Here is a 24,530-nt window from a genome sequence, read left to right as displayed (position 1 = left end):
TTTAGAAATTGTAGCTAGTTTTAATCCAGATATTGCGGCCTGGTTCGTTGACACGAGTTGTGGCAGGAAGTCCAAGGCCTGCAATTGCTGAGCCAGTGCGACTGACAAATTCCGCATAGTTTTTATTGAATATATTATCGATTCCAGCAGCGATTATCCAGCTTTTATTGGGGCGATAAGCTACATTCGCCGAAAGTGTACCAAATCCAGAACTTGGTCCGATATCAGTGCCAATCTCATTACCATTGCCTACGGAGAAACGTTTTTGTGCTGATACACCACGCCATAATAAGCCAGACTCCCATTTTTCATTTGTATATTTTAAACCTAGTGTTCCTTCCAGCGGTGGAACCTGCGGTAACGGAGTATGACTCGTATCATTATTACCTCGTGTGTAAGCGAGGGTTGCTGTTGCGGTCCAATGATCTGATAGGTTATACGTGTATTCGGCTTCACCGCCATATAAAGAAGCATTGATGTTTGTTACGTTCGAGCCACTGTTTGTTATTAAAATAAAGTCATCAATCTTAGAATAAAACAGTGAGACGCTGGCAGTTACTTTATCGGAATGATATAGCAGGCCTGTATCAAGTTGTGTGTTTTTCTCTGGTGTAAGCGACGCCCAGCCTGTCTTCTTCCGTTCCCACCAATCAGCAGGTCGCTCGGCATGGCCAATGCCAACATAAGAAGTAAGAGGCAGTTTGTCATAATCATGTTCATAACGTAGGAACGCGCCGTGTGTTTTATTGGTGTCTGTTCGACCAGGGTATTTAGCGTAGGTTACATCTAAATCATCGAATCGTAATCCGCTTAAAAGACGATTGGTATCATCTAATTTATGCTTGAAATCAGCAAATAAACCGTAATTTATAAAAGTCATATCAGGTGATAAAGGAAACGAAGAATAGTTTTTACTTCCCATAACCATGTTGCCGGAGTGTTCATTTTTTTGATAATCAAAGCCGACTGTAGCCAGGGTTTGATTAGAAAGTGCGAGATCAGCGGCAACCCGCCCGCCTGTTGTCGTGCGAGCTACTTCCATCGACATAGGCATAGCCATCATGCTATTAAGCGGACGCAAAGAGTAATTATCCATTACATGATCAATATAACTGCGATAGGCATTGAATTTAATCGTATTTAGGAAAGGGGAAATATTTCTTTTTTCAAATTTCACATTATAGCTGGTGCGATCAAATTTAGAACCATCCATCGATCGATCAGCATAAGCTGCCTGGCCAGTGCTGCTATCGATAGAAAACTCTAAGAGGGTATTTGGATTCGGTGTAAATCCGACGATACCAGTAATGCTATCACGTGAGTAGGCAGAATGTATTTTTTGGCCATTGCCGTCACTATAATCATTGGCATCTGCCTTTGATTTGATAACGCGGACATACCCTTTAGCGTCGCCGGAAGTTACATCAATTAATTGATCGCGGCGGCCAAAGCTGCCAAAGAGTAGGCTGTTGGTTAAGCGGGTTTCTGGCTTGGTGAAAGGCTCTGTATTTCGTTCAAACAAAACGGTGCCAGATACATTGCCGCCCCCGTATAAAACACTTTCAGGGCCTTTTAAGAGGGTGATTTTACTATAGGATTCAGGGAAAACATAGGCCGTCGGCGGATCCATGCGATTCGGGCAGCCGCCAAGAAGATAGCCGCCGTCAAGTAAGATATTTAATCGCGTGCCGCCTAGACCGCGAAAGAGCGGATCGCCAGAGCTGCCGCCTTTTCTAATCACGGAGAAGCCCGGTATATTTTTCAAATAACCGCCGCCGTCAGCAGCAGGAACTGGCTGACGTGGTGCTTTAGGGTCTGTTTCTACTGTCAAGGGGGACGTCGTGGGAGGAGCCGTAACGACGACTTCGTCTAAATTAAAGGATTCTTTAGCTTGTTTGTCAGGTGTAGTTGTTTCAGCTGCTGCAAACCCTGTTTGAGCTGTCAATGGTGCAATACCAAGTTGAAATAATAAGAGATAAAGACCAATTGATTGAATTTGTTTCATAAACAGAGTCCTCCAATTTAAGGTATTATTTTATATGAAAAGTAATAGGGATCTTAGCAACGCAGGCGATCGGCAAACCGCTAGCGCCATCTTTAGCCGGGCGAAAAGACCATTGGCTTACAGCCACAATTGCAGCTTGATCAAGTGAAGCAGAACCAGAAGATATACCTACGGTAACTTGTGCTACTTCCCCTGATTCTAAAATAGTCGTTTCTAAAATTACAGAGCCTTGCAGATGATCGCGGCGCGCTTGCATCGGATATTCCGGTTCTACTTTGTGGCGGATTTGAGGAGCTTTAATCGAAATGGTAGCTGTTGTTGCGCCAATTGATTTTGTAATTGCTGGTGTACCGGTGCCTGTTGCAAAATGATCTGGGTTAGGAAAATCTTCTGAAGTACTCGGAGAAAAATTGGGTGTAGTGAACGCTGCAGTAGAATTTGAAGCAGTGAGGTTGCTTCTGTTAGTAGGCATTTCAGAACCAGCGGGATCACTATTTGCTTTAGTAGGAAAAACTTGGTTTTGTGCCGGAATATTTTGCGGCACAGAGGCATTTATGGTATCAGCCATTTCCTTTAAAGGCTCTTCGTTAACTAGAGTAATTTCTAAAAGCTGCGGCGCTAAAGGAGCAGCAAAGGGGTGTACCCAGCAATAAATCAAGAGCGGCAATACGATTAAATGAATGATAGTCGATATCAAAAATGCTCGTTTCAATCCAATCACCTGTATCTTTATTTTCAAAAAAAGAAAACCAGACGGCCCATCCTAGAATAGCTGGCTTTTAGTTTAAAAATCAGCTCCCTTCTTTTGCAAAATAAAAAAGGCTACAAAGGTCGAACGACCTTTGTAGCCTTTAGATTTTTTGCTAACCAGCTATATTTATATGATAAACCATATTTTTGAAACATCTACTAGCTAAAAGTACTAATGTGGTTGCCCTAAAGTACTATTGAGGCTTTTGGATTGATGAATGGTAGCAATATTTACTGAATTAGGCCATTTTTATAGGCAAACGAGATAAGCTGCATGCGATTTTCTAGATGAAGTTTAGCCAAGATATTGCGCAAATGGTTTTTAACGGTGCTTTCGCTAATGAATAAGGCTTTACCGATCTCTTTATTACTGAGTCCCTGACTCACTAATTGCAATACTTCCGTTTCTCTTTCCGATAATTTACCGTTTGTAACGGTAACCTTAGGCATAGAGAATTCCTGTAGTATCTTGGTGGCTAGCGCGCGGGAGATAGGCGCTTCCCCTTCGACAATACTGATAATATAATCAAGCCAGTATTCGGGTTCCATATTTTTTAACAGATATCCCTGGGCGCCTTTTTTTATCGCTTCAAAGAAATCCTGCACATCGTCTGATACGCTGAGAATAACGATTTTTACATAAGGCATTTCTTCTTTGATTAGACTTGTCGCTTCCAAACCACTTCCACCAGGCATTCGTATATCCATCAAAATAAGGTCAGGCATTAGTTCTTTCGCTTTTACTAAAGCTTCTTTGCCGTTGGTGGCTTCGCCAACGATTTCAAATTGTGGCTGTGCCGATAAAATACTGGCAATCCCTTTGCGCGATAATAAATGATCATCTACAATTAATACTTTTGTTGTCATTTTTGTATCATTTCTCCTTTTTCAAATCTAAACAAATAAGGATGGTCGTTCCTTGCCCAGGAGAACTATGTAATTTTAGGTCTGCGCCAATTTCATGGATAGCTTGTTCTACTAATTTATAACCAAAGGAAGATTTATTTTCTTTGGCTTTTTGGATATCGAATCCGTTTCCGTTGTCGCAGATTTGCAGGGAGAATTCTTGTTCGTCACTACATAACTGGACGCTGATTTGGTCTGCTTTGGCATGTTTGCGGATATTTACCAGAAGTTCTTTAAAAATATGAAGTAATTGCTTTTTTTCATTTGCAGTAAGTCGGTTGTTTATTTCTCCTTCAGTCGTTACTGTCACTGTAATATTATTTTTCTTTGTGCAGGCTGCAGTGTATTCTTCGATTGCCTCTACTAGATTTATGTTATCCAAAGTGACTTTTTGCAGTGCGAAAATATGTTGCCGCACATCAGAATCAGTCAGTTTAAGCGCTTCTTTTAATTCTTTTACTTCAAGAAAGGGTTGCCGTTGTTCTTTTAAGGCATTTTCAATTTCGATTGCTTTAATATTCATAAAAAATAGAGCTTGTGAAACACTATCATGCAATTCGCGAGCGATACGGTAGCGCTCTTGTAGAACCGCTGTTTCTTCTTGTTCTTTTTGTAATTTTTTATAAATCTTCCCTAAAAATGCAAAAATGCCATGAAAATATAAAAAAAAGAGTACACCTGCTAAAGCAGCTACTAATAAATTACCCCAATCCATTGAAATAAAATGCAAAAATTGGTGCCTGATAAATTCGAAGGCGCCAATAAATAAGGTAGCCAGTAAAGTAGAAATCCACTTCATCCGAGTTACATTCATCCAGTCACTTCCTTATCCCGAAATTATCAAATTCTGATTGAATTGTTTTAAATTTAATCTTTAATCGACCTTTTGTCAATCAAGGGGAGAATTGAAAATGGTTCGTTCAGACAATATAAAAATAGAAAAATAGTTCTTTCAGTTAGTTGACAAAGAATTTAGCGCAGTTATAATTTAAATTAAATATTCTTGCTGGTTAGAAGAAACTAAAGGCTAGAAGGCGGTAGCAATCGCTTTCTAGCCTTTTTTTATAAAAAATATTTAGTAGTAAGACGTATCAGCCGGTAATTATTAATTTTTCAGTAAAGGATGGGATTCGTGTGTTTGATATTTTTGTAAAGGGCGGCTGGATTATGTTGCCGCTGGTACTTTGTTCTGTTGTGGCAGTTACGATTATTGTAGACCGATTCTTTTTTTTTCAACGATTTGGAGCTTTAGACTTAGTAGACAAAGTTTTGGGATTAATTGAGCAAGGCGATATGCTGGAAGTTAAGCGATTACTTAAAGAAAGGAAAACGCCCGTTTTGCGTGTTTTAGAAGCTGGAATTTCTTCACGATCTAACGCAGCAAAGGCAATGGAGGCTGCTGGGATTACCGAGGTAGCTCTTATGCGTCGAGGGTTGTCAGTGCTTGATACAATTATTACTCTTTCCCCGTTGCTCGGTCTATTAGGAACAATTATTGGTATGATCCAGGCTTTTCAAATTATGGGATCTTTGGGAATGGGACAGCCACAGGCAATAACAGGTGGTGTTGCAGAGGCCTTGATTGCTACGGCAACAGGCATTGCTATTGCGGCTATAACGCTTATCCCTTATAATTATTTTCTTGCACGGATTGAAGGCGAAACAGAACATTTAGAGCAATGTGCAACGCGATTAGAATTGATTATTGATGCGCTGCCAGGAAGTGAGATACATGAAAATACCAAGAAGTATGCCTAAGCGGGCACGTATTGAAATCATTCCTATGATTGATACAATGTTTTTTTTATTGGTTTTTTTTATGGTGGCTACTTTGTCAATGACAAATCAAAATAGCTTGCCTGTAAATCTTCCCCACGCAGCGGGCCTGCAAAATGAAAAACAACAAATTGTTACTTTGACACTTACAAAGGATGATTCACTTTTTTTAAATAAAGAACCAGTTGATTCGATCCATGCCGTAGCAGAGAAACTTTCTCGACAAAGCAAGGAGAATAAGCAAGTTTCCGTCATTATCAATGCAGATCGCACTGTGGAGCACGGACGAGTGATTGAATTAATGGATGCGATCCGGCAGAGTGGCATAGCTAAAATTTCTGTTGCCGTTACGCCATTGTAAGAACGATTAGCTGACAGGCCGACAGAAGAAACCAGGCAACTCTGCCATTATTAGTGTCGGTCATCGAAATACTTTGCTAATATCATACTAGGGGGCTTCATATTGGCGCGGAGGGCAACTGGCACTTACTTGCGGCCTAATCGAATAAACGATCTTGACAGATCTATGTTTTTTGCTATATGATGATACCCACAATATAAAATATATTGGTTGATCAGATTATAAAGCTGAAGGCCAAAATTTCTTGTCGTGAGAAATTTTGACTTTCAGCTTTTTTTGTCAACGAGAGGAGCGCGAAATATGATGCAAAATCAAGATGCTTTCCCTCAAAGTCTCTTATCTGTTGCGAATTTCAGGAAAAATACTTTGCTAGAATATGTGTATCGTTTAGTGGGAGGTGTTGTTTGATGATTAATGATTACATGACATCAATTGAACGATTAACTGCTTATGGTAAAGGAGAGGCGATTGATCGTTTGCCCTGTGTTCCCATTGTTGGAAATACGGCAGCTCGAGTGATTGGCGTAAAAGTATCAGCGTTTCGCGGTAATGGAGCCTTGATTGCAGAAGCGCAAATTGCTGCCTATGAGCGTTTTGGTTATGATATAATCCGCATTTTTACTGATCTTTATACACAGGCAGAAGCAATGGGAGCGAAAGTTCATTACCCTGTAGATGAGACTGCTTATTTGGAAGCACCGGCGATTGATTCTTTGAGTGATATTTCGCGGGTTCTTCCAGCAGATCCCTATAAAGATGGGAATTTGCCGCAGCATATTGAAGCTATGAAAATCACGGTTGATAGAGTTGGGAAGGAGGTTTCTGTAACTGGGGCTGTTACAGGTCCGTTTACGAATGCCGCTTTTTTAATTGGCACAGAACAACTTGTACGGCTAGTGGGGAAAAATCCTCAGGCTGTTCACCAACTTTGTGAAATTGCCTTGGAGACAACGCTGCGTTACTCTAAAGCAGTGATTGATTGCGGCTGTACGCCAAGTTTAACTGATGCGATGTCTTCAAGTACTGTTATCAGTCCCAGGCAGTTTAGAGAATTTTCTTTGCCCTATTTAAAGCGATTGATTGACTATATTCATTCGCGGGGAAAAGCGGTTACTTTACATATCTGCGGTAAAACATCAAAAATATGGGAAGCAATGGTGGAAGCAGGTGCCGATTGTATAAGTATAGATAATGCGGCCAGTTTATTAGAAGCAAAAGAAAAGGTAGGTGATAAAGTGCGGTTAATGGGCAATGTAAAACCGTCGGAGACCATGCTGCAAGGTACGACGCAAGACGTAAGGCAAGCTGTTATTCAATGTATGCGCGAGGCTTATGACAATCCGAAAGGATTGATTATTGCATCAGGCTGCAGCTTGCCGACAGAGACACCTTTCGCCAATATTGATGCCATGTTAAATACGGTACGGGAAATTGGTTATCCCGTAAATAGAGAGAGCTTGTTTAGTTTATAAAATAGAATGTCATAGGAGGAAGAAAATATGTTAAAGAAATTTATTGTATGTGGTACATTTGTTCTTTGCTTGAACTTTACTAGTTTCGTCTCTGCTCATCCGCCGGCTGATACACTGGAGCGAATTACGGCAAATCAAACAGCGGTACAGTTAAGTGTTGACAAAGATAAAGGGAATACGACTGAGGATGAGGATGATTGCTGCAAGGATAAAGATAAACATCATCATGGGTAATAAACCGCTTAATTTTTTCGAAATGATTTATATAAAATAATTATTTGAGTCTACTAGTGCTTCTATAGTTAAGGTTTAAAGTAAAGCCAAGGTTGACTCTGCTTTTGAAAACGTGTTAATATAAAGATATTATAAAATAAATAATGTTGCTGATCAGACTACTGAAGGCAAAGAGGGGTGAAAAAACTCTCTTTGCCTTTTTATTTTCAGCGGAGAGGAGAATAATGAAAATTAAAGAAGAAAATGGATTTTCCACACGATGTGTTCATAGTGGCAATGGGATTGATAAAGAGACAGGTGCGATCCGGCGACCGTTAACGATGGCTAACAGCTATCTTTTACCAGAGGATGCGTCAAATTTGAATTGGAGTGATCCGAATCAGCTTCTTTATACGAGAACGACTTCCGCTAATCAGATTTATTTGCAAGAGAAACTAGCTAACTTGGAAGGCGCTGAAGATTGTGTTGTACTGGGAAGTGGTGTTGCGGCTTTAGCTGGAGTGTTTTTTACTTTTTTAGATCAGAATACCCATATTATCTGTACCAATGTTTCCTATGTAGCTGTATATCGGCTACTGCATGAGTATTTTCCGGAAAAATATGGTATTGAAGTGAGTCTTGTTGATACGGCGAACTTAGCTGAAATTGAGGCGGCTATTAGACCGAATACAAAATTAATTCACCTTGAAACACCAGGCAATCCGACAACTCGTGTCAGTGATATAGCTGCCATTGCTGCTATTGCGAAAGAAGCGGGAGCGTTACTTTCTGTTGACAGTACTTTTGCTTCCCCTTTTTTACAGCAGCCGCTTTCCCTAGGAGCTGATCTGGTAATTCATAGCTTAACCAAATATATTAACGGACATGGTGATGCCATGGGCGGTGCGGTACTTGGCAAAAAAGAACTTATAGATCAAATTAAACGACAGGCTATGGTCAATTTAGGCGGTGTTATTAGTCCTTTTAATGCCTGGCTGATTATGCGCGGCGTTGTTACTTTACCACTGCGCATGAAACAGCATAGTGCTAGCGCTTTAAAGATTGCTGAATATCTTGAATCGATTCCAGCTGTTGAGTTTGTCGCCTACCCCGGTCTTGCCAGCCATCCGCAACATGAAATTGCCAAACAACAAATGTCTGGTTTTTCCGGCGTGATTGCTTTTGGCTTAACAGCCGATGTGGCTGTCCATAATCAATTTGTTAATTCTTTAAAAATTATTGTTCCCGCAGTTTCGATTGGTCATGATGAAAGCTTGATCGTTTATACTGGGCCTGATGATGAAAGAAATCATTTTTACCCATCTGAGTTTAAAAAGGGTCATTTGCGTTTTAGTGTTGGTCTGGAAGATCCTGATGATATTATTCAGGACATTGAACAGGCGTTGCGTCACTGCGGCTTGTTGTGAAATTTTTATTTTGATGATTGACCGGAATAAACGGAGATCATACATCTTATGATGTATGATCTTTATTTATAAGTAGATTTAAGTGTTAAGGGGGAAGCCAAATTGATAAAATACAATAAGATTACAGAAACGATTCAAAAAAAACTGCAAAAGATAGTTGGCGAAAATTTTGTTATTACAGGCAAGAATATTTCGGCAGAATATGCTGTAGACGCTTCAATAAAAGATGGCAGTCTCTATTATCCAGAAGCTGTGGTTCTGCCAAAAACAGCACAGGAAATAGCTGAGATTTTTAAACTGGCTAACGAATTTTTGTTGCCGGTAACACCGCGTGGCGGCGGCAGTGGTTTGGCAGGTGGAGCTGTAGCTTTATATGGCGGGATTTTGCTTGATTTAAGCAGGATGAATCAAATTATTCTTATCGATAAAATAGCACAGTATATGATCGTAGAGCCTGCGGTTAAGACTGTCGATTTGCAGCAGGCTGCTTACCAGGCAGGTTTTTTGTATGCAGGCGATCCTTGCAGTAATGATCAATGTGTTATTGGCGGCAATATTGCAACAAATGCAGGCGGAAATCGGGCTGTCAAATACGGTGTTACCTCTGATCAGGTTTATGAGCTGGAGATTGTAACACCTTTAGGAGAAATTGTTACAATTGGTGGCAGACTTAAAAAAAATTCAACAGGTTATAATCTAACACGATTGATTGCGGGTTCGGAAGGAACTCTTGGCATTATTACAAAAGCAACGATAAAACTTCAGCCTTTAGCCCCCTTTCAAACAAGTTATGTGGCGGCGACGGATGGTTTACATGGGGTCATTGCTTTAGTTGGCGAGCTTCTCGCCAATAAACAAATTGATCCTATTTCACTTGAAGTAATTGATCGTCATACAATTGCTGCAATCGAAGACTACGAAGGACGCCCTGTGTTTGGCAGTCCTGATGGTGATTGTCTGATGATTCAGTTTGATGCCGAATCGGCTAAAGCTTTTTCAGAAAAAAAAGACTTGGTGGCAAAAATTGCTCAGCAAAATCAATGCTTTTTTCTGCAAGAATTTGATGGCGATGAAATCTGGGCTGCCAGAAGAATTTGGGGAAAAGCAATTAGCAGTAAAAATTCAATTGGTTTTTCTGAAGATTTAGTTGTACCTGTTGATCAAATTACGGCTTTTTTTTCTATAGTAGAAACATTGACGAAAAAGTGGGGGTTCCTTTTCCGTCTAGCTGGCCACGCTGGCGATGGCAATATGCACCTTCGGCTGTTGCCACCGATCGAACAGGAGGAGAAAATTTGGCAGGAAAGTTTGGAAGAATTACGCCGAGAACTTTATGCCGCTACCTATAGCTTAGGCGGACGGCTTTCTGGCGAGCATGGTATTGGTTTTAAACGAAAGAGATTTTTAAAAGAGTTAGCAAGTTCTAGCGAGTTGGAACTGATGAAACGGATTAAGCAATCTTTTGATCCTAATCACATTCTGAATCCTGGTAAAATCTTTGATATAGATGCTGTTGGATAATATTACTTGACAAGGTTAAATAATATAGTTTAGTATATAAAAAATGATAATTTGGTTGACTAGATATCTAGAGACCAATTCCTGCGGGAATTGGTCTCTTTTTTTATCATTTTATGAGACTATGTGATAAGAGAAGGAGAATGAAACGTGAAAAAAGGAAAGAAGGTATTTTTATTAGGCGTATTCCTATTGTTAGCATTTGTATTAGCTGGATGTGGTGATTTAAATGGTGGAAATAAAAATCAGAAAGCTGCTATTGATGAAAAAAGCGGTGTCGATTTTTCCGGTGTTGTGCTAAGAATTGGTGCTGCAGAAGGGAAAAATGGTCAGGCAATTTTAGCTGCAGCCGGCCTTGACAAGACGCCTTATAAAGTGGAGTTCCATGTCATGCAGGGGGGGAATCTCGTGCTGGAAGCCATGGCGGCGAACCAATTAGACTTAGGAACAGGCAGTCAGATTCCGCCAATTTTTGCTTCACAGTCCAAAAATGGCGGCAATTTGAAAATCATTGCTACGAAAAAATCAACAACATTGGAACAGGAATTGGTTGTCGCGGCAAATTCACCTATCAAATCAGTAGCTGATTTAAAAGGAAAAAAGATAGCCTATGTAAAAAGCACGACAGCTCACTACTTTTTAGCAAAGATGCTGGAAAACGCTGGTCTTGGTTGGAATGATGTTGAAACGATTGCTATGTCGACATCAGATGGTTTGTCGGCTTTATTGACAGGCGAAGTTGATGCGATGGCAAGTTATGGCAATGCCATTCGATCGGCCAAGGCAAAAGGGGCCGTTACTTTGCAGTCAGCCGATAAAATTCTTTCCGGTGATTTTTATTGGTACGCTACGCCGGAGGCCATTCAAGATCCGAAAAAGCATGCCGCTATCTTAGATTATTTAGCTCGATTTAATGAAGCCAACGAGTGGGCTAGACAGCATCCCAATGAATGGGCGCAGGCCTATGGACCTCAGATCAATCAAAAGGCCCCTGATTATTTGAAACAGTATCAGGAAGAAGAAAAACAAGCTAAAACACGTATTGTACCAATTGATGCCGCTACAATTGCTTCGGAACAAGATATTACAAATGTTTTTGCTAAGCTGGGATTGTTGAAAACCGGCATTGATATTACCGGACTGTTTGACCGTTCTTTTGATGCAGAGATTAGCAAAATTAAACAGTATTAATTACGGGAGGCATAGAAAATGAAACAGAAATTTTTAGCGACAGATCTTTTTCTAGCCTGGAGTATTCCTATAGTAGCACTTGTTTTTTGGTATGGATTCACACTCCATCAGACAAGTATGAGCTTATTCCCATCGCCAGAAGAAGTTTTTGGAGCTGTTAGTCGTTTACTTAAAGACGGTTCTTTATGGGAAAATATTAAAATTAGCACAATGCGGGCTGCTAGTGGTTTTGTCATTGGCGGCGCTATTGGTTTTTTCCTAGGTGTTGTCAACGGGCAGATTCCTTTAGCAGAAAAAATTCTCAATACGCCGATTCAGATGATTCGTAATGTACCGCATCTGGCATTACTGCCCCTTATATTAATTTGGTTTGGTATTGGGGAAACCGCTAAAATTGTACTTATTTCCCTGGGAACTTTTTTTCCAATTTATTTAAATACTTTTCATGGTATTCGTTATGTTGATCATACGTTGATCGAAATGGGAAAAACGTATGGCTTAAGCCGATTTGAAGTATTTAGGGATATTATTTTTCCTGGAGCGATGTCTTCCATTATGATCGGCATTCGGCAATCTTTAGGTCGTATGTGGCTGACTTTGATTGTAGCTGAAACAGTTGCAGCAAAGTCAGGAATCGGCTTTATGGCGACAAATGCCAGAGAGTTTATGCTAATGGATGTTATTGTTTTAAGTCTGCTTATTTACGCCTTATTAGGCAGTGTTTCTGATTTTGCCGCTAGTTTGCTGGAAAAACGAATTTTGCGTTGGCACGATAATTATCGAAAAGCATAGGAGGAAGATGATGAGCGACAAAATCCAGGGAATGGAGATAACACTTCAAAACGTTAGTAAAAGTTTTGGGAAAACAGAAGTATTGAAAGACATTCATTTTACGGTAGCGCCGGGAGAATTTATTGCTTTAGTCGGACAAAGCGGTTGCGGAAAAAGTACTTTGCTTCGATTGATTTCTCAGTTGGACACGCCGCAGAGCGGACAGATTTCTTTTAATCAGAAAGTCGTAACAAAAATGGATAATGAAGTACGATATTTATTTCAGGAAGCTAGACTTCTACCATGGAAAACTGTATGGGAGAATGTTGCTATCGGTTCTAAAGATCGTAATCGCGATAAAGCGATCGAGGCTTTACAAGCGGTGAATTTAGCCGATAAGGCGGATGAGTGGCCGTCAGTTCTTTCTGGCGGACAAAAGCAAAGAGTTTCGTTAGCGAGAGCATTAGTTGGGGAGCCGAAACTTTTGTTGCTTGACGAACCGCTAGGAGCGCTTGATGCTTTGACTCGTATACAAATGCAGATATTAATTGAAAAATTGTGGCGACAGCAAAAATTTACCGTCATTTTAGTAACACATGATGTCAGCGAAGCTGTCTATTTAGCGGATCGGGTTATTTTAATTGAAAATGGAACCATTGCCTTTGATAAAGTGATTTCTTTAGCCAGACCACGTGTTAAGGATAATAATTATGCCTACTATGAACAACTGATTTTAAACCGAATCATGCAAAACGAAGAAGTGGGCTTACAAAAGTCCGATCTCTACGCTATTTAAGTGTGAAAAATTTCTATGATAAACCTTCTTGACATATCAAGGCTCTAGGGTATATGATTTTTTCATAATAAAAAAGTATTATAAATAATTCTATAGGTATATGTCTGCAGATCATGATTGGCCAGAGCCCATTTGGAGATCATACACAATTTGTGTATGATCTTTTTTGTTATAAAAATTATGGGAAAACAAAATTGGAGGAGAGGCAATGAGCATCAATTTGCAGGGCCCGGCAGTAGAATTAAGGGAGTCACGGTTAAAAACGATTACTGGCTATGAAGGCGATGCAGCTCACTTACTGAGCAAAAATGATATTCCCAATCGAGAAAGAGCTTTTACGCAATGCGGTTCTTGCGGTGCTGATCAGGTTATGAATTTGCTTACACAGATTCAAGATGCGGCGGTCGTAGAACATGGCCCGGCTGGTTGTGCTGGAGATATTTCCTACCGAAATGGTGTTTTTCGTATGGGAAATCGTAGAATGGGTTATCCCGTACATAATGTACAGTATATTAATACCAATCTTAATGAAAAAGATACAATTTATGGCGGCGGGGCAAAATTGGAAAAAGCGATCCGCGAAGCAAAACGCCGATTTAAGCCAAAAGCAATTTTTGTTACAACGACTTGCACCTCTGCAATTATTGGCGATGATGTACCGGGAATTTGCAATGAGTTAGAAGAAGAACTCGAGATTCCCATTATTGCGACGCTCTGCGAAGGCTTTCGTACTAATATTTGGGCGACTGGGTTTGATTCGGCAAATCACAGTATTTTGCGTAGGATTGTGAAACCGGCGCAAAAAAAGCAGCCAGACTTGATTAATGTCATTAGTTTTGAACATCGTTTTGTCTATGAAAGCGTGTTTAAGCAGCTTGGTCTTCGGCCAAACCATATTGTGCCGCTTTCTAGTATTGATCAGCTTGAGCGGATTTCTGAGGCCGCAGCGACTGTGCAGTATTGTGAAACTCTGGGAAGCTACCTTGCGGCTGGTTTGGAAGAACATTTTGGCGTTCCAGAAGTTAAAGCGCCCGCTCCTTTCGGAATTAAAGCGTCTGATGCGCTTTTGCGCGAAATTGGCCGACTTTTCCATAAAGAGGCTGAAGTGGAAAAAGTCATTGCTTCGGAAAAGGAAAAAATCGCTGAGGATCTTGATCGTTTGAGAAACCGGCTTGCTGGTAAAAAAGTTTATATCTCGGCGGGTGGGCCGCTCGCTTATAGTATTATCGCAATTATCAAAGATCTTGGGATGGAAGTGGTTGGGACGTCTGTTTGGCATCATGACCAAAAATATGATAATAATGACGAACGGCTTAACTTTCTTAAATTCGCTCATGAAAATTACGGAAATTTTCGTGTAGGTGTCTGCAACAAACAAGCTTTTGAAGTGACTAATGCGATTCATCACTATAAACCGGATATTGCAATCACTAGACATATTGAAACAGTGTGGGCGGCAAAATTAGGCGTTCCTTCTATTTTTGCGGGAAACCAGCCGAGTGAAATGCTTTATGACGGCTTGATACGTTTTGGCCAAACAATTGATGATGCAATTTCAAACCCCGCCTATATTAAAAATGTGGCAAAACATAGCAAGCTGCCTTACACCAAATGGTGGTTAGATCAAGGTACATATTCTTTTTTAAGGGGCGAAAAAAATGACTGATATTATTCAAGGGCCGCGTCATGGTTGCGCGCTGGGAGCTTTGCAGACTGTTGTGGCGATTGAACGGGCGATTCCCATCTTACATGCGGGACCGGGGTGCGGTTCTAAATTGCATCGGGGCTTATCACGGGCCGGCGGTTATCAAGGGGCTGGCTATGCCGGGGCTGATGCTATGCCTTGCACAAATATGATTGAAAAAGATGTGGTTTTTGGCGGCGCCGATAAATTGCGAGACGTGATTGAAGGATCTTTAAAGATTATGGATGGTGATCTATTTGTTGTTTTAACAGGCTGCACTGCTGCGATTATCGGTGATGATGTGACAAGTGTGGTCAATGAATTCAGCCGACAAGGCGCGCCGATTGTCCACGTTGAAACAGCTGGATTTAGAGGGGATGCTTACAAAGGTCATGAGCTGTTACTAGAGGCAATTATTCAGCAGTATGTAAAGCCTGTTGCTGAAAAGCAGAAAGGACTCGTAAATGTATTTGCCAGTGTACCAAGGCATGATCCGTTTTGGGAGGGCGATTTGAATGAACTGAAAAAATTGCTGGCAGGGATTGGTCTTACGGCTAATATTTTATTTGGGCACAATAGCGGCGGCGTTAAGGCATTCCAGGCGATTCCGGCAGCGCAGTTCAATTTAGTTGTGTCGCCTTATATGGGGCTTAAGACAGCAGAGCTACTCCAGGAAAAATTTCAAACGCCCTTTTTGCACTATCCAGTACTACCTATTGGCGGTGAGGAAACATCAAAATTCTTACGGATTGTTGCTGAATTTGCCGAAGTTTCATTACCGCAGGCAGAACGTTTTATTGCAGAACAAGAAGCTGAATTTTATCATTATCTAGTAAGGGCTTCTGATGTGCTGACAGAATACCAGCTTAATCAGCCGAAACGTTTTTATAATATCAATGATGCTTCTTATGCTTTAGGGTTTAGCAAATTTTTAGTCAATGAGCTGGGCTATTTTCCCATTCGCCAGTTTATTACAGAAGATGTACCGGAAGAATACCAGGAAAGAATCGCCGGTTATTTTGAGGATTTGGCGCCAGGCATTTCCTCTGAGGTGATTTTTGCGCAAGATAGCGGTGAGATCGAAGAAAAAATTCTTGCGGAAAAGCATTTAACGACGCCCTTATTTCTGGCAACATCATGGGAACTTGATATTGCGAAAGACATAAGGGGGTTGCATCTTAGTGTTGGTTTGCCAGTCATTGATCGGCTTATTTTGCATCGTACTTACGTGGGGTATCATGGCGGATTGAACCTGGTCGAAGATATTTATTCTCGTCTCTTAGCGAAGCATCGTGATTAAGGTTATAGCATAATAAGGAATTTTACTGGTAAAAGACTTGACATTTTAATTTGTTTATAGGAAAATAACACTTAATAAGTGTTATTTTGGCTGATCAGTAAACTGAAGGCTAACAGCATCTTGCAATAAAGCGCTGTTAGCCTTTTTTATGATGCCATTTTGGGGATGAGGTGATCTCATTAGATGGTTTGATGAATTTGGGGTAGGCGACTATCAGAATTCAGGCAAATTAGGATTTATCTATAATTTATCAGTACGTGTTGGTCAAGTAGAGACTTGAAGACCGCTCTTTCCATAATAGGAGAGAAGCGGTCTTTTTTAGTAAGGAGGAGAAAAGAATGCTTCTTAGAGGGAGATTCACAAAACAGAAAATGACAGCAGCATTTCTGGTACTCATGGCAATTTTTCTATTAGCTGGTTGCGGGAATAAACCAGAGACGACAGCAGAAGATGATAAGCCGAAGTTTGTAAATGGTAAACTTACTAAAGAATTTCATCTTAAAGTACCAACTCTACAGGATTTTAATGAAATCATTATTGCCGATAAGAAAGGCTTTTTTAAAGAAGTTGGCATTGTTTTGGAATATACCGGGACAGTATCTTCTGGCGGCGTTATGGCACAGTCTGTGATAAAAGGCGATAATCATTTGTTTAATTCCGGCCATCCAATCACAATTGCCAACGCTCGTAAAGCGGGGGCTAAAATTAAAATTGTTACTCATAGTATGTGGGATGATCCCGATCCGGCTAAAGTTCATATGACATGGCTTGTGAAGGATGATGGGCAAATTAATTCAGCAAAAGATCTTGTGGGAAAAAAGATTGCTGTTAGTTCACTAGGCAGTTGCGCTGAATTACTTGATATGGAATTTCTGCGACAAAACGGGATCAATAAAGATGAAATTACTCTGATCACTATGCCCGATCCGCAGCAGGAACAGGCTCTTCGACAAGGACTCATCGATGTAGCGGTGTTGCATAATGTCTATCAAAAGTCAGCACGAAATCGCGGTGGTGTAAAGGTTCTTACGACAAGTTACGACATTGGTACAGCTGCTGGCAGTCCGCAAGCAGGGGGACTTGCAATTCGGGCCTTTAGTGAAGATTTTATTCGTGATTACCCTGATGTGGTAAAGGCTTATGTTGCCGCTGATATTAAGGCGCAGCACTGGATTAATGACAATTACGACGAAGCGCTTCAAATTGCGGCGGACTACCTGAAAGTGGACGTAAAAGATATGGCAGGCAATGTATATCCGCCTGATAATTATATTGATGATCAGAAAATTGCTGTTTGGATTGACATGATGGAGAAAAATGGTGTGCTTAAACCGGGCGAAGTCAAATCGACCGATTTATATACAAATGATTTAAATCCTTATTATACAGGGGAAATCAAGTAGTGAGCTGCTGATACAGGGAGGGTTATTTGTGAGTGTAGTAAATTTAAAAGCGCCGGAAGTGCCAACTAGAGAAAATCGACTGGGATCGATCACAGGATTTGAGGGATCGGCAAGTGATCTAGTTGCCTGCTCTAGAGCAGGAACCTTAAAAGATAGCGAGCGAAGTTTTAGTCAATGCATGGGGTGCAGTGCGAGCAACGCTTTTTGTCAATTATCAATGATTCAAGATGCAGCCATTGTCAATCATGCGCCAATTGGCTGCGCCGGTGATGTGTTTACTTATAATTTTGTTTATCGCGTTGGCCAAATGGAGCGTAATTTGCCGTCAGTCATTGGCCGCTATTTTAACACAAACATTGAAGAACAGGATACTATTTTTGGGGCTACGCAAAAACTAGCTGATACGATTCGCGGAGCTTATGAACGCGTAAAACCGAAGGCGATTTTTATAACGACTTCCTGCGCCTCAGGGATTATTGGCGATGATGTGGAAGGCGTAGCGAACGAGCTCACAGAAGAACTGGGCATTCCGATTGTCGCCTGCTTTTGTGAAGGCTTTAAATCGAAAATATGGACGACAGGCTTTGATTCAGCTTATCACGCCATTGCGCGCAAAATCGTGAAACCGCCGCAAAAGAAATCGAACAAGGTTAATATTATTAATTTTTGGGGCAGCCATGTTTTTGATGAGATCTTAAACGAGCTTGGCTATGAGGCGGAATACATTGTGCCTTTTTCGACAGTCGCTCAGCTTGAAAAAATCTCGGAGGCAGCAGCAACGATTCAAATTTGTCCAACTCTTGGCACCTATTTAGGCGCCGCCTTAGAACAGGTTTACGGTGTGCCGGAGATCAAGTCCCCGCCAGCTTATGGCATAGTCGGTACAGATAACTGGCTGCGTGAATTAGGGGCTGTATTGAAAAAGCCGCAAGAAGTGGAAAAGATAATTGATCGTTATCATGAAGAATTTTTGCCGAAAGTCGAAGCCTATCGCAAAGTTTTAACAGGAAAAACAGCGTATATTACTGCTGGTGCAGCTCATGGTCATGCACTGATAGCCTTACTGAGTGAACTAGGGATGGAAGTACAAGGGGCGGCTATTTTCCATCATGATCCAATTTATGACAATGGTGATGCTGCTGCCGATGCGCTGGATCATGCTGTGAAAAATTATGGTGATGTCAAAAATTATAATGTATGTAATAAACAGGCTTATGAACTTGTTAATATTTTGAATCGAGTCCGCCCTGATATTATGATCGCCCGCCATGGTGGCATGACTTTATGGGGGGCAAAGCTAGGTATTCCAACTTTGCTTGTAGGCGATGAGCAATTTAGTTTTGGCTATCAGGGAATTATTAATTATGCAGAACGCATTATTGAAACTTTGGATAATAAAGAATTCGTAACAAACTTAGCAAAGCATAGCACTATGCCCTACAGCAAATGGTGGTTAGAACAAAATCCCTTTTCCTTTCTCGGAGGTGACGTCCATGTCAAAGTTTATTGAACAGCCCCGCTATAGTTGCGCCTTAGGGGCGGAATTGTCGGTTGTAGCGATAAAAAAGGCTGTCCCTATTATGCATTCCGGTCCTGGCTGCGGCAGTAAAATTCATCGGCTTTTAGGGCAGGGGGAAGGCTATGCTGGCGGGAATACCATTCCTTGTACAAATGCCAGTGAATCAGAAATTGTCTTTGGCGGTGAAGAACGGCTTAAAACCGTGATTGACGGTGCCTTTAAAGTCATTGACGGTGATTTGTATGTTGTGCTGACAGGTTGTACTTCTGATATTGTTGGTGATGATGTTGGCCAGGTAACAGGCGCTTTTCAAGATCAGGGTAAACCCATAGTTTATGTGGAGACAGGCGGTTTTAAAAGCAATAACTATGTCAGTCATGAACTCGTTGTGCAGGCAATTATCGATCAATATGTCGATAAATTTACTGTTAATCGTCAGCCTGTCAAAGGTTTGGTTAATGTGTTTTCCACAATTCCCTATCAAGATCCCTACTGGAATGGTAACTTAGAGGAATTAAAACGAGTCCTAGAAGGGATTGGTCTTACTGTTAATATCTTATTTGGCACGGCTTCCGGCGGTGTAGAAGAGTGGAAAACGATTCCTCAAGCCGAGTATAATTTAGTCGTAAGCGCTTGGGCGGGACTGAAGGTTGCCCAGCATCTTAAAGAAAAATATGGGACTCCCTATTTGCATTTTCCCTACTTTCCCATTGGCGGTAAAGAGACCACTAAATTCTTACGAGAAGTTGCCAGCGTAGTCCCAACAGATCCAGTAGTAACAGAAGCTTTTATTGAAAAAGAAGAAGCGCGGTTTTATTCTCATATTGAACGAACAGCGGATTTTATGCTGGAGTTTCGTTATGGTATTCCTCGGCGTTTTTATTCTTTATTAGACGCATCCTATGCCCTGGGATTTTCTAAATATTTACTAATTGAACTGGGGATTATTCCAGCCAAGCAATTTATTATTGATAATACACCGGAAGAATTTCAGGAAACGATTCGCTGCGAATTTGCTGCCATCTCAGAGTATCGTTCTGTTGATGTTGATTTTACGATTGATGCTGGTGAAGTACAGGAAGTGATTCGAGCTGACGACCAAAAACATCGTTCTCTCATTTTAGGAAGCGGTTGGGAGCGCGATTTGGCCAAAGACATTGGCGCTGATCTTTTAATTATCAGTCCGCCAGTGGCTTATCGCCTTGTGCTGAGTTGCGGTTATTTTGGCTATAATGGCGGTCTTCGTTTGATTGAAGATTTATATGACCGAGTGCTCGATACGTATCGTTAAAAATTTACAAATAGATATTGACAAATGAGGGCAATGTCTTATAATAATAGAAAACATAGTTATCATTTGCTGATCAGACGCACTGAAGGCTAAGGATATCGTAATGATATTCCTTGGCTTTTTTGATTTATAGTGAGTCAAAACAGTAAAAATGACTACTTACTATGTTATTTAGCTGGTCAGTTAAAAGACTGAAGGCGAAGAAGAGTTTCTCTTTTGAGAACTCCTTCTTCGCCTTTTTTTATTAATTTAATGTAATGGAGGAAGCTGGATGACTCATTTTATTGACAGACCCCGCTATCTATGTGCCATGGGGGGAGCAGTGGCTACTTTAAAGGCTCTACCAAAAGCAATTTCGATTATTCATGCTGCAGCTGGCTGCGGCGGCAATTTTGCCAATGCCTTAAATGGCGCTGCCGGTTATTTAGGAAGCGGTTATTGCGCTGGGCAGGCGCTTCCTAGTTCAAATGTTTATGAAAAAGACATTGTTTTTGGCGGTGAAGAACGCCTGGCAGAGCAAATTTCGAATACCTTAGAAATTGTCGACGGCGATCTGTATTTTGTGGTGACAGGTTGCATGGTTGATATCATCGGCGATGACGCTATTTCAGTGGCCAAACGGTTTAAAGAACAAGATCAGCCCGTTTTTGCAGCAGAAACAGGCGGTTTTAAAGGGAATTCTTTTAAAGGCTATGATATTGTACTAAGCAAACTTTTTGCTGAATTTGTAGAAAAACAACCAGTAAAAGACAAACATATCGTAAATCTCTTTGGACTTGTGCCTGTGCAAGATGTTTTTTGGAAAGGAAATTTAAGTGTTTTAAAATCTTTACTGCAAAAGTTAGGTTATCAGGTGAATACCTTTTTTGGCGAAGGCGAAACCATTGATAATTTAAAACAGTCTGCTGCTGCCAGCCTGAATATCGTAGTATCTGATGTATATGGCATTGAGCCAGCTAAAGTATTTGAAGAAGTTCACGGTGTCCCGTATGTGGTAGCGCCGCTGCCAATTGGGGCGGCAGGAACAGAACGCTTTTTGCAAATTATCGGTGAAGCTCTTGGGGTGGCGAAAGAACGGGTGGAGGCGGTTATTGCTTCGGAAAAATCACGTTATTACGGTTATTTAGACCGATTAGCCGATGTCTATAATGACCTTGATTTGCAACGTTACAGTGTTGTCGTAGCTGATGCGAATTATGCGGCGGCGCTGACCGGGTTTCTAGCCGATGATTTAGGCTGGCTGCCTGAACTTGTTGTGGTTACCGATCAATTAGATGAACAAGAAGAAGAGAAGGTAAGAGAAGGGTTTACTCATTTTGTATCCGGTGTGAAACCTAAGGTTGTTTTCGATACAGATACGTCAAATGTCAGCAAGCATTTCCAGACTGTATGGCCGCAAAATAGCAATTCGCGGTATTTTGATTCTTTCAGTCCGGCATTTGTTCTTGGCAGCAGTTTGGAACGTGACTTTGCCGATACCATTGGCGCACCGCATCTGAGTGTGGCTTATCCTATTTCAAATCGGATTGTTCTAGATCGGGCCTATCTCGGTTACGAAGGGGCGCTGCGTTTAACAGAAGACATTTTAGGTTTGCTTGTGGGAAACCGATAATTGACAGAGTGGGAAGGGGTTTTACGACATGGATTATATTCGCGAAAAGGCGCCGCCGGTACGAGAAGATCGATTGAAGGCTTGCAATACTTATGGCGGATCTTGCAGTAATTTAGTAGATCAATCAAAAAAAGGCTGCTTGAACGGTATTAAACGAACTTTTTCACAGACGCAAGGCTGCCAGCTTAATTTAAGTCTAGCAATTTTAAATACAATTCGCGATTCTGTTGTAATCGTCCATGGACCAGTTGGCTGCGGCGGCGGGAGTTTGGCTCAAGCGGGGATTAATAAGAATTTCCAGAAGCTTCGTGACAGCCAGGCCAAAGGGTTGATCTGGGTTAATACGAATTTAGGAGAACTTGAAGTCATTAACGGCGGGGAGTCGCGGCTAAGAGAAGCTATTTTACACGCTGAAAAAGAATTTCGCCCCAGCGCTATCATTATTGTAAATAGCTGTGTACCAGCCATTATTGGTGATGATATTGATGGCGTTGTGGAACAAGCTCAGAAAGAAGTCAAAGCGAAAATTGTGCCTGTTCATTGCGAAGGTTTTAAAACTAAAATTATGGCTAGCGCCTATGATGCCGTTTATCATGGGATTTTACGAAATTTAGTAGAGCCGGAAGAAGTAGAAACGGCGTATCGCCGCGATGAACAGACGGAGCTGCAGTTATTACAAGAGAAGTATCGCGTGAGCCGGACTGTCAATGTGCTCAATGTTTCCTCAATGAGCCGGATTGATGAATATGAACTGGTACGCTTGCTTAAAGCGCTGGATTTAAACTTGAATATTTTGCCTTGCTATGCTCATCCTGATGATTTTAAAAAGGCAACAGAGGCGGCGCTGAATGTAAGTATTTGTGCAACTCATGATGATTATTTTGTAGGGCATCTACAAGAAAAATATCAAATTCCTTATATTTTACGGACTATCCCGATTGGCGTTAAGTATACGAATCGCTGGATTCATGATATCGCTCAATTTTTTGGTATAGAGGAAGAAGCGAAGCGGTTTATTGATCAAGAAGTGAAAGCACTCGAAGCGGCTTTAGAACCTTATCGACAGATTTTCAAAGGCAAGCGAGTATTGGTTGGCGGTGGAGAAATTCGTGTGCTGGCTAATGCTGAACTTTTGGAATATCTTGGCCTTGAAGTTGTCGGCCTACGCGCCTATCACTATGATGAATTCGGTGATGAAATGCTAGGCGAACAAGGTGAAATTCAGCAAGCTACCTTTAATGTGGCAACAGGTCAGCCCTTTGAGCAGAATAATTTGATTCACAAGTTAAAGCCGGATATATATGTCGGTCATGTGGGAACGAATGCCTGGGCAGCAAAACAGGGGATTCCGGTGATTCCTTTGTTTCATCAAAGCCAGCTTTTCCTCGGTTATTCAGGTGTTTTCGAATTTGCCCGGCGTCTGGCAAGAATACTCAAAAATCCGTCCTTCAATCATAATTTAGGAAATAACGTAAAACTGCCTTACCACAAAGCCTGGTATGACAAGGATCCTTTTTCTTATATTGATGAAGCGGCACTACTAGCGTCGCGTGATTAAACAAATGAGGGAGTGTTAGAAATGTCAAAAATTGCGAATCGTGTTACCGAATTAATTGGCCGGACACCGTTGCTGCGGTTATCGAGTACGTTAGAAGATGCCGTAGCCGATGTCGTAGTAAAACTGGAGTTATTTAATCCTGGCGGAAGTATTAAGGATCGTATTGGCTTTAGCATGATCAAAGATGCCGAAGAAAAAGGTTTGATTCAGCCTGATACGGTAATTATTGAGCCGACAAGCGGTAATACGGGGATTGCTTTGGCCCTCATTGCCGCAGCTAAGAAATATCGTTTGATTCTAACGATGCCTGATACGATGAGTATAGAACGACGTAGTTTACTGCAAGTTTATGGCGCTGAACTTGTCTTAACGCCCGGTGCCGATGGGATGAAAGGCGCAGTTCGCAAGGCGGAGGAGCTGGCGGCTCAAATTCCTAATTCTTTTGTGCCGCAGCAGTTTAATAATCCGGCAAATCCAGCAATCCATCGGGCAACGACAGCAGAAGAGATCTGGCATGATACCGATGGCAAAGTGGATATTGTAGTCGGCGGAGTGGGAACTGGCGGTACGATTACCGGTATTGCCCAGATTTTAAAGCAGCATAATCCCAAGGTGCAAATTGTTGCTGTTGAGCCATATGATTCACCTGTTCTTTCCGGCGGTAAGTCAGGCCCTCATAAAATACAAGGAATCGGTGCCGGGTTTGTGCCGACAGTTCTTGATCTTAAACTTGTCGATGAAATTTATAAAGTGAAAAACGAAGAAGCGATTGATACGGCGAAAGAATTGGCGCGCCAGGAAGGCGTACTTGTTGGTATTTCTTCCGGCGCAGCTGCCTTTGCCGCTTTGCAGCTGGCAAAACGGAAAGAGAATAAGGGGAAATTAATTGTAGCGATTCTGCCTGATACGGGAGAGCGTTATATTAGTACCGCTTTATTTCAAGATCTTAAATAATAAATAAAAGTGACAATAAGGAG

The 24,530-nt window shown here is 41.3% G+C and carries 21 protein-coding genes; 17 read left to right on the top strand and 4 right to left on the bottom strand.

Features of this window, described 5'->3' with window-relative positions; all coding sequences use genetic code 11:
• Position 1: 1 nt before the first annotated feature.
• The 4 genes from AC0MXB_RS13080 to AC0MXB_RS13065 form a co-directional block, all read right to left on the bottom strand.
• Entirely contained in the window at positions 2-2,005 is a 2,004-nt protein-coding gene (locus AC0MXB_RS13080; RefSeq protein WP_474040146.1) for a TonB-dependent copper receptor, read from the bottom strand.
• 25 nt (positions 2,006-2,030) lie between these two features.
• A complete protein-coding gene (locus AC0MXB_RS13075; RefSeq protein WP_474040145.1) occupies positions 2,031-2,717 on the bottom strand; it encodes an energy transducer TonB in 687 nt (228 codons plus the stop codon).
• A gap of 269 nt (positions 2,718-2,986) precedes the next feature.
• Positions 2,987-3,622 carry a response regulator gene (locus AC0MXB_RS13070; protein WP_474040144.1) on the bottom strand — a complete coding sequence of 212 codons (636 nt, stop codon included), beginning with the start codon at positions 3,620-3,622 and terminating at the stop codon, positions 2,987-2,989.
• Positions 3,623-3,629: 7 nt separating this feature from the next.
• A complete protein-coding gene (locus AC0MXB_RS13065; RefSeq protein ID WP_474040142.1) occupies positions 3,630-4,475 on the bottom strand; it encodes a sensor histidine kinase in 846 nt (281 codons plus the stop codon).
• Between the two features lie 320 nt (positions 4,476-4,795).
• Between AC0MXB_RS13065 and AC0MXB_RS13060 the strand changes: the two genes are divergently transcribed.
• The 17 genes from AC0MXB_RS13060 (at position 4,796) to cysK (ending at position 24,507) form a co-directional block, all read left to right on the top strand.
• Complete coding sequence (locus tag AC0MXB_RS13060; protein WP_474040141.1) at positions 4,796-5,419, top strand: MotA/TolQ/ExbB proton channel family protein; 624 nt, start codon at positions 4,796-4,798, stop codon at positions 5,417-5,419.
• Positions 5,394-5,798, top strand: coding sequence for an ExbD/TolR family protein (locus tag AC0MXB_RS13055; RefSeq protein ID WP_474040140.1), 405 nt, complete (start codon positions 5,394-5,396; stop codon positions 5,796-5,798). The genes AC0MXB_RS13060 and AC0MXB_RS13055 overlap by 26 nt, the downstream gene beginning before the upstream one ends.
• 407 nt (positions 5,799-6,205) lie before the next feature.
• Positions 6,206-7,270 carry a uroporphyrinogen decarboxylase family protein gene (locus AC0MXB_RS13050; protein ID WP_474040139.1) on the top strand — a complete coding sequence of 355 codons (1,065 nt, stop codon included), beginning with the start codon at positions 6,206-6,208 and terminating at the stop codon, positions 7,268-7,270.
• Between the two features lie 27 nt (positions 7,271-7,297).
• Positions 7,298-7,504 carry a hypothetical protein gene (locus tag AC0MXB_RS13045; protein WP_474040138.1) on the top strand — a complete coding sequence of 69 codons (207 nt, stop codon included), beginning with the start codon at positions 7,298-7,300 and terminating at the stop codon, positions 7,502-7,504.
• Between the two features lie 224 nt (positions 7,505-7,728).
• Positions 7,729-8,910 carry a trans-sulfuration enzyme family protein gene (locus AC0MXB_RS13040; RefSeq protein WP_474040137.1) on the top strand — a complete coding sequence of 394 codons (1,182 nt, stop codon included), beginning with the start codon at positions 7,729-7,731 and terminating at the stop codon, positions 8,908-8,910.
• A 102-nt stretch (positions 8,911-9,012) separates the two neighbouring features.
• The gene (locus AC0MXB_RS13035; protein ID WP_474040136.1) at positions 9,013-10,431 is read left to right on the top strand and encodes an FAD-binding oxidoreductase; all 1,419 of its coding nucleotides are present in this window, start codon (positions 9,013-9,015) and stop codon (positions 10,429-10,431) included.
• Between the two features lie 147 nt (positions 10,432-10,578).
• Entirely contained in the window at positions 10,579-11,619 is a 1,041-nt protein-coding gene (locus AC0MXB_RS13030; RefSeq protein WP_474040135.1) for an ABC transporter substrate-binding protein, read from the top strand.
• A gap of 18 nt (positions 11,620-11,637) precedes the next feature.
• Positions 11,638-12,411, top strand: a complete 774-nt coding sequence (locus AC0MXB_RS13025) for an ABC transporter permease subunit (RefSeq protein ID WP_474040134.1) — start codon at positions 11,638-11,640, stop codon at positions 12,409-12,411.
• Between the two features lie 10 nt (positions 12,412-12,421).
• Positions 12,422-13,186, top strand: coding sequence for an ABC transporter ATP-binding protein (locus tag AC0MXB_RS13020; protein ID WP_474040133.1), 765 nt, complete (start codon positions 12,422-12,424; stop codon positions 13,184-13,186).
• 208 nt (positions 13,187-13,394) lie between these two features.
• The gene (locus AC0MXB_RS13015) at positions 13,395-14,852 is read left to right on the top strand and encodes a nitrogenase component 1 (protein WP_474040132.1); all 1,458 of its coding nucleotides are present in this window, start codon (positions 13,395-13,397) and stop codon (positions 14,850-14,852) included.
• Complete coding sequence (locus AC0MXB_RS13010) at positions 14,845-16,170, top strand: nitrogenase component 1 (RefSeq protein WP_474040131.1); 1,326 nt, start codon at positions 14,845-14,847, stop codon at positions 16,168-16,170. Before AC0MXB_RS13015 ends, AC0MXB_RS13010 begins: the two co-directional genes overlap by 8 nt.
• A 338-nt stretch (positions 16,171-16,508) precedes the next feature.
• Positions 16,509-17,573: an ABC transporter substrate-binding protein gene (locus AC0MXB_RS13005; RefSeq protein WP_474040130.1), complete on the top strand. Its 1,065-nt coding sequence runs from the start codon at positions 16,509-16,511 to the stop codon at positions 17,571-17,573.
• A gap of 28 nt (positions 17,574-17,601) precedes the next feature.
• On the top strand, positions 17,602-19,083 hold the full coding sequence (locus AC0MXB_RS13000) for a nitrogenase component 1 (RefSeq protein WP_474040129.1): 1,482 nt from the start codon (positions 17,602-17,604) through the stop codon (positions 19,081-19,083).
• Positions 19,067-20,383, top strand: a complete 1,317-nt coding sequence (locus tag AC0MXB_RS12995) for a nitrogenase component 1 (RefSeq protein WP_474040128.1) — start codon at positions 19,067-19,069, stop codon at positions 20,381-20,383. The genes AC0MXB_RS13000 and AC0MXB_RS12995 overlap by 17 nt, the downstream gene beginning before the upstream one ends.
• Positions 20,384-20,654: 271 nt before the next feature.
• Entirely contained in the window at positions 20,655-21,995 is a 1,341-nt protein-coding gene (locus AC0MXB_RS12990; protein WP_474040127.1) for a nitrogenase component 1, read from the top strand.
• A 28-nt stretch (positions 21,996-22,023) separates the two neighbouring features.
• Positions 22,024-23,553 carry a nitrogenase component 1 gene (locus AC0MXB_RS12985; protein ID WP_474040126.1) on the top strand — a complete coding sequence of 510 codons (1,530 nt, stop codon included), beginning with the start codon at positions 22,024-22,026 and terminating at the stop codon, positions 23,551-23,553.
• 21 nt (positions 23,554-23,574) lie between these two features.
• Entirely contained in the window at positions 23,575-24,507 is a 933-nt protein-coding gene (cysK, locus tag AC0MXB_RS12980) for a cysteine synthase A (protein ID WP_474040125.1), read from the top strand.
• The last annotated feature ends 23 nt before the right edge of the window (positions 24,508-24,530 follow it).

The sequence above is a fragment of the Pelorhabdus sp. sgz311001 genome, from assembly GCF_055901755.1.
Note: the sequence above shows the minus strand (reverse complement) of the source record. Positions and strands in the feature narration are given on the sequence as shown.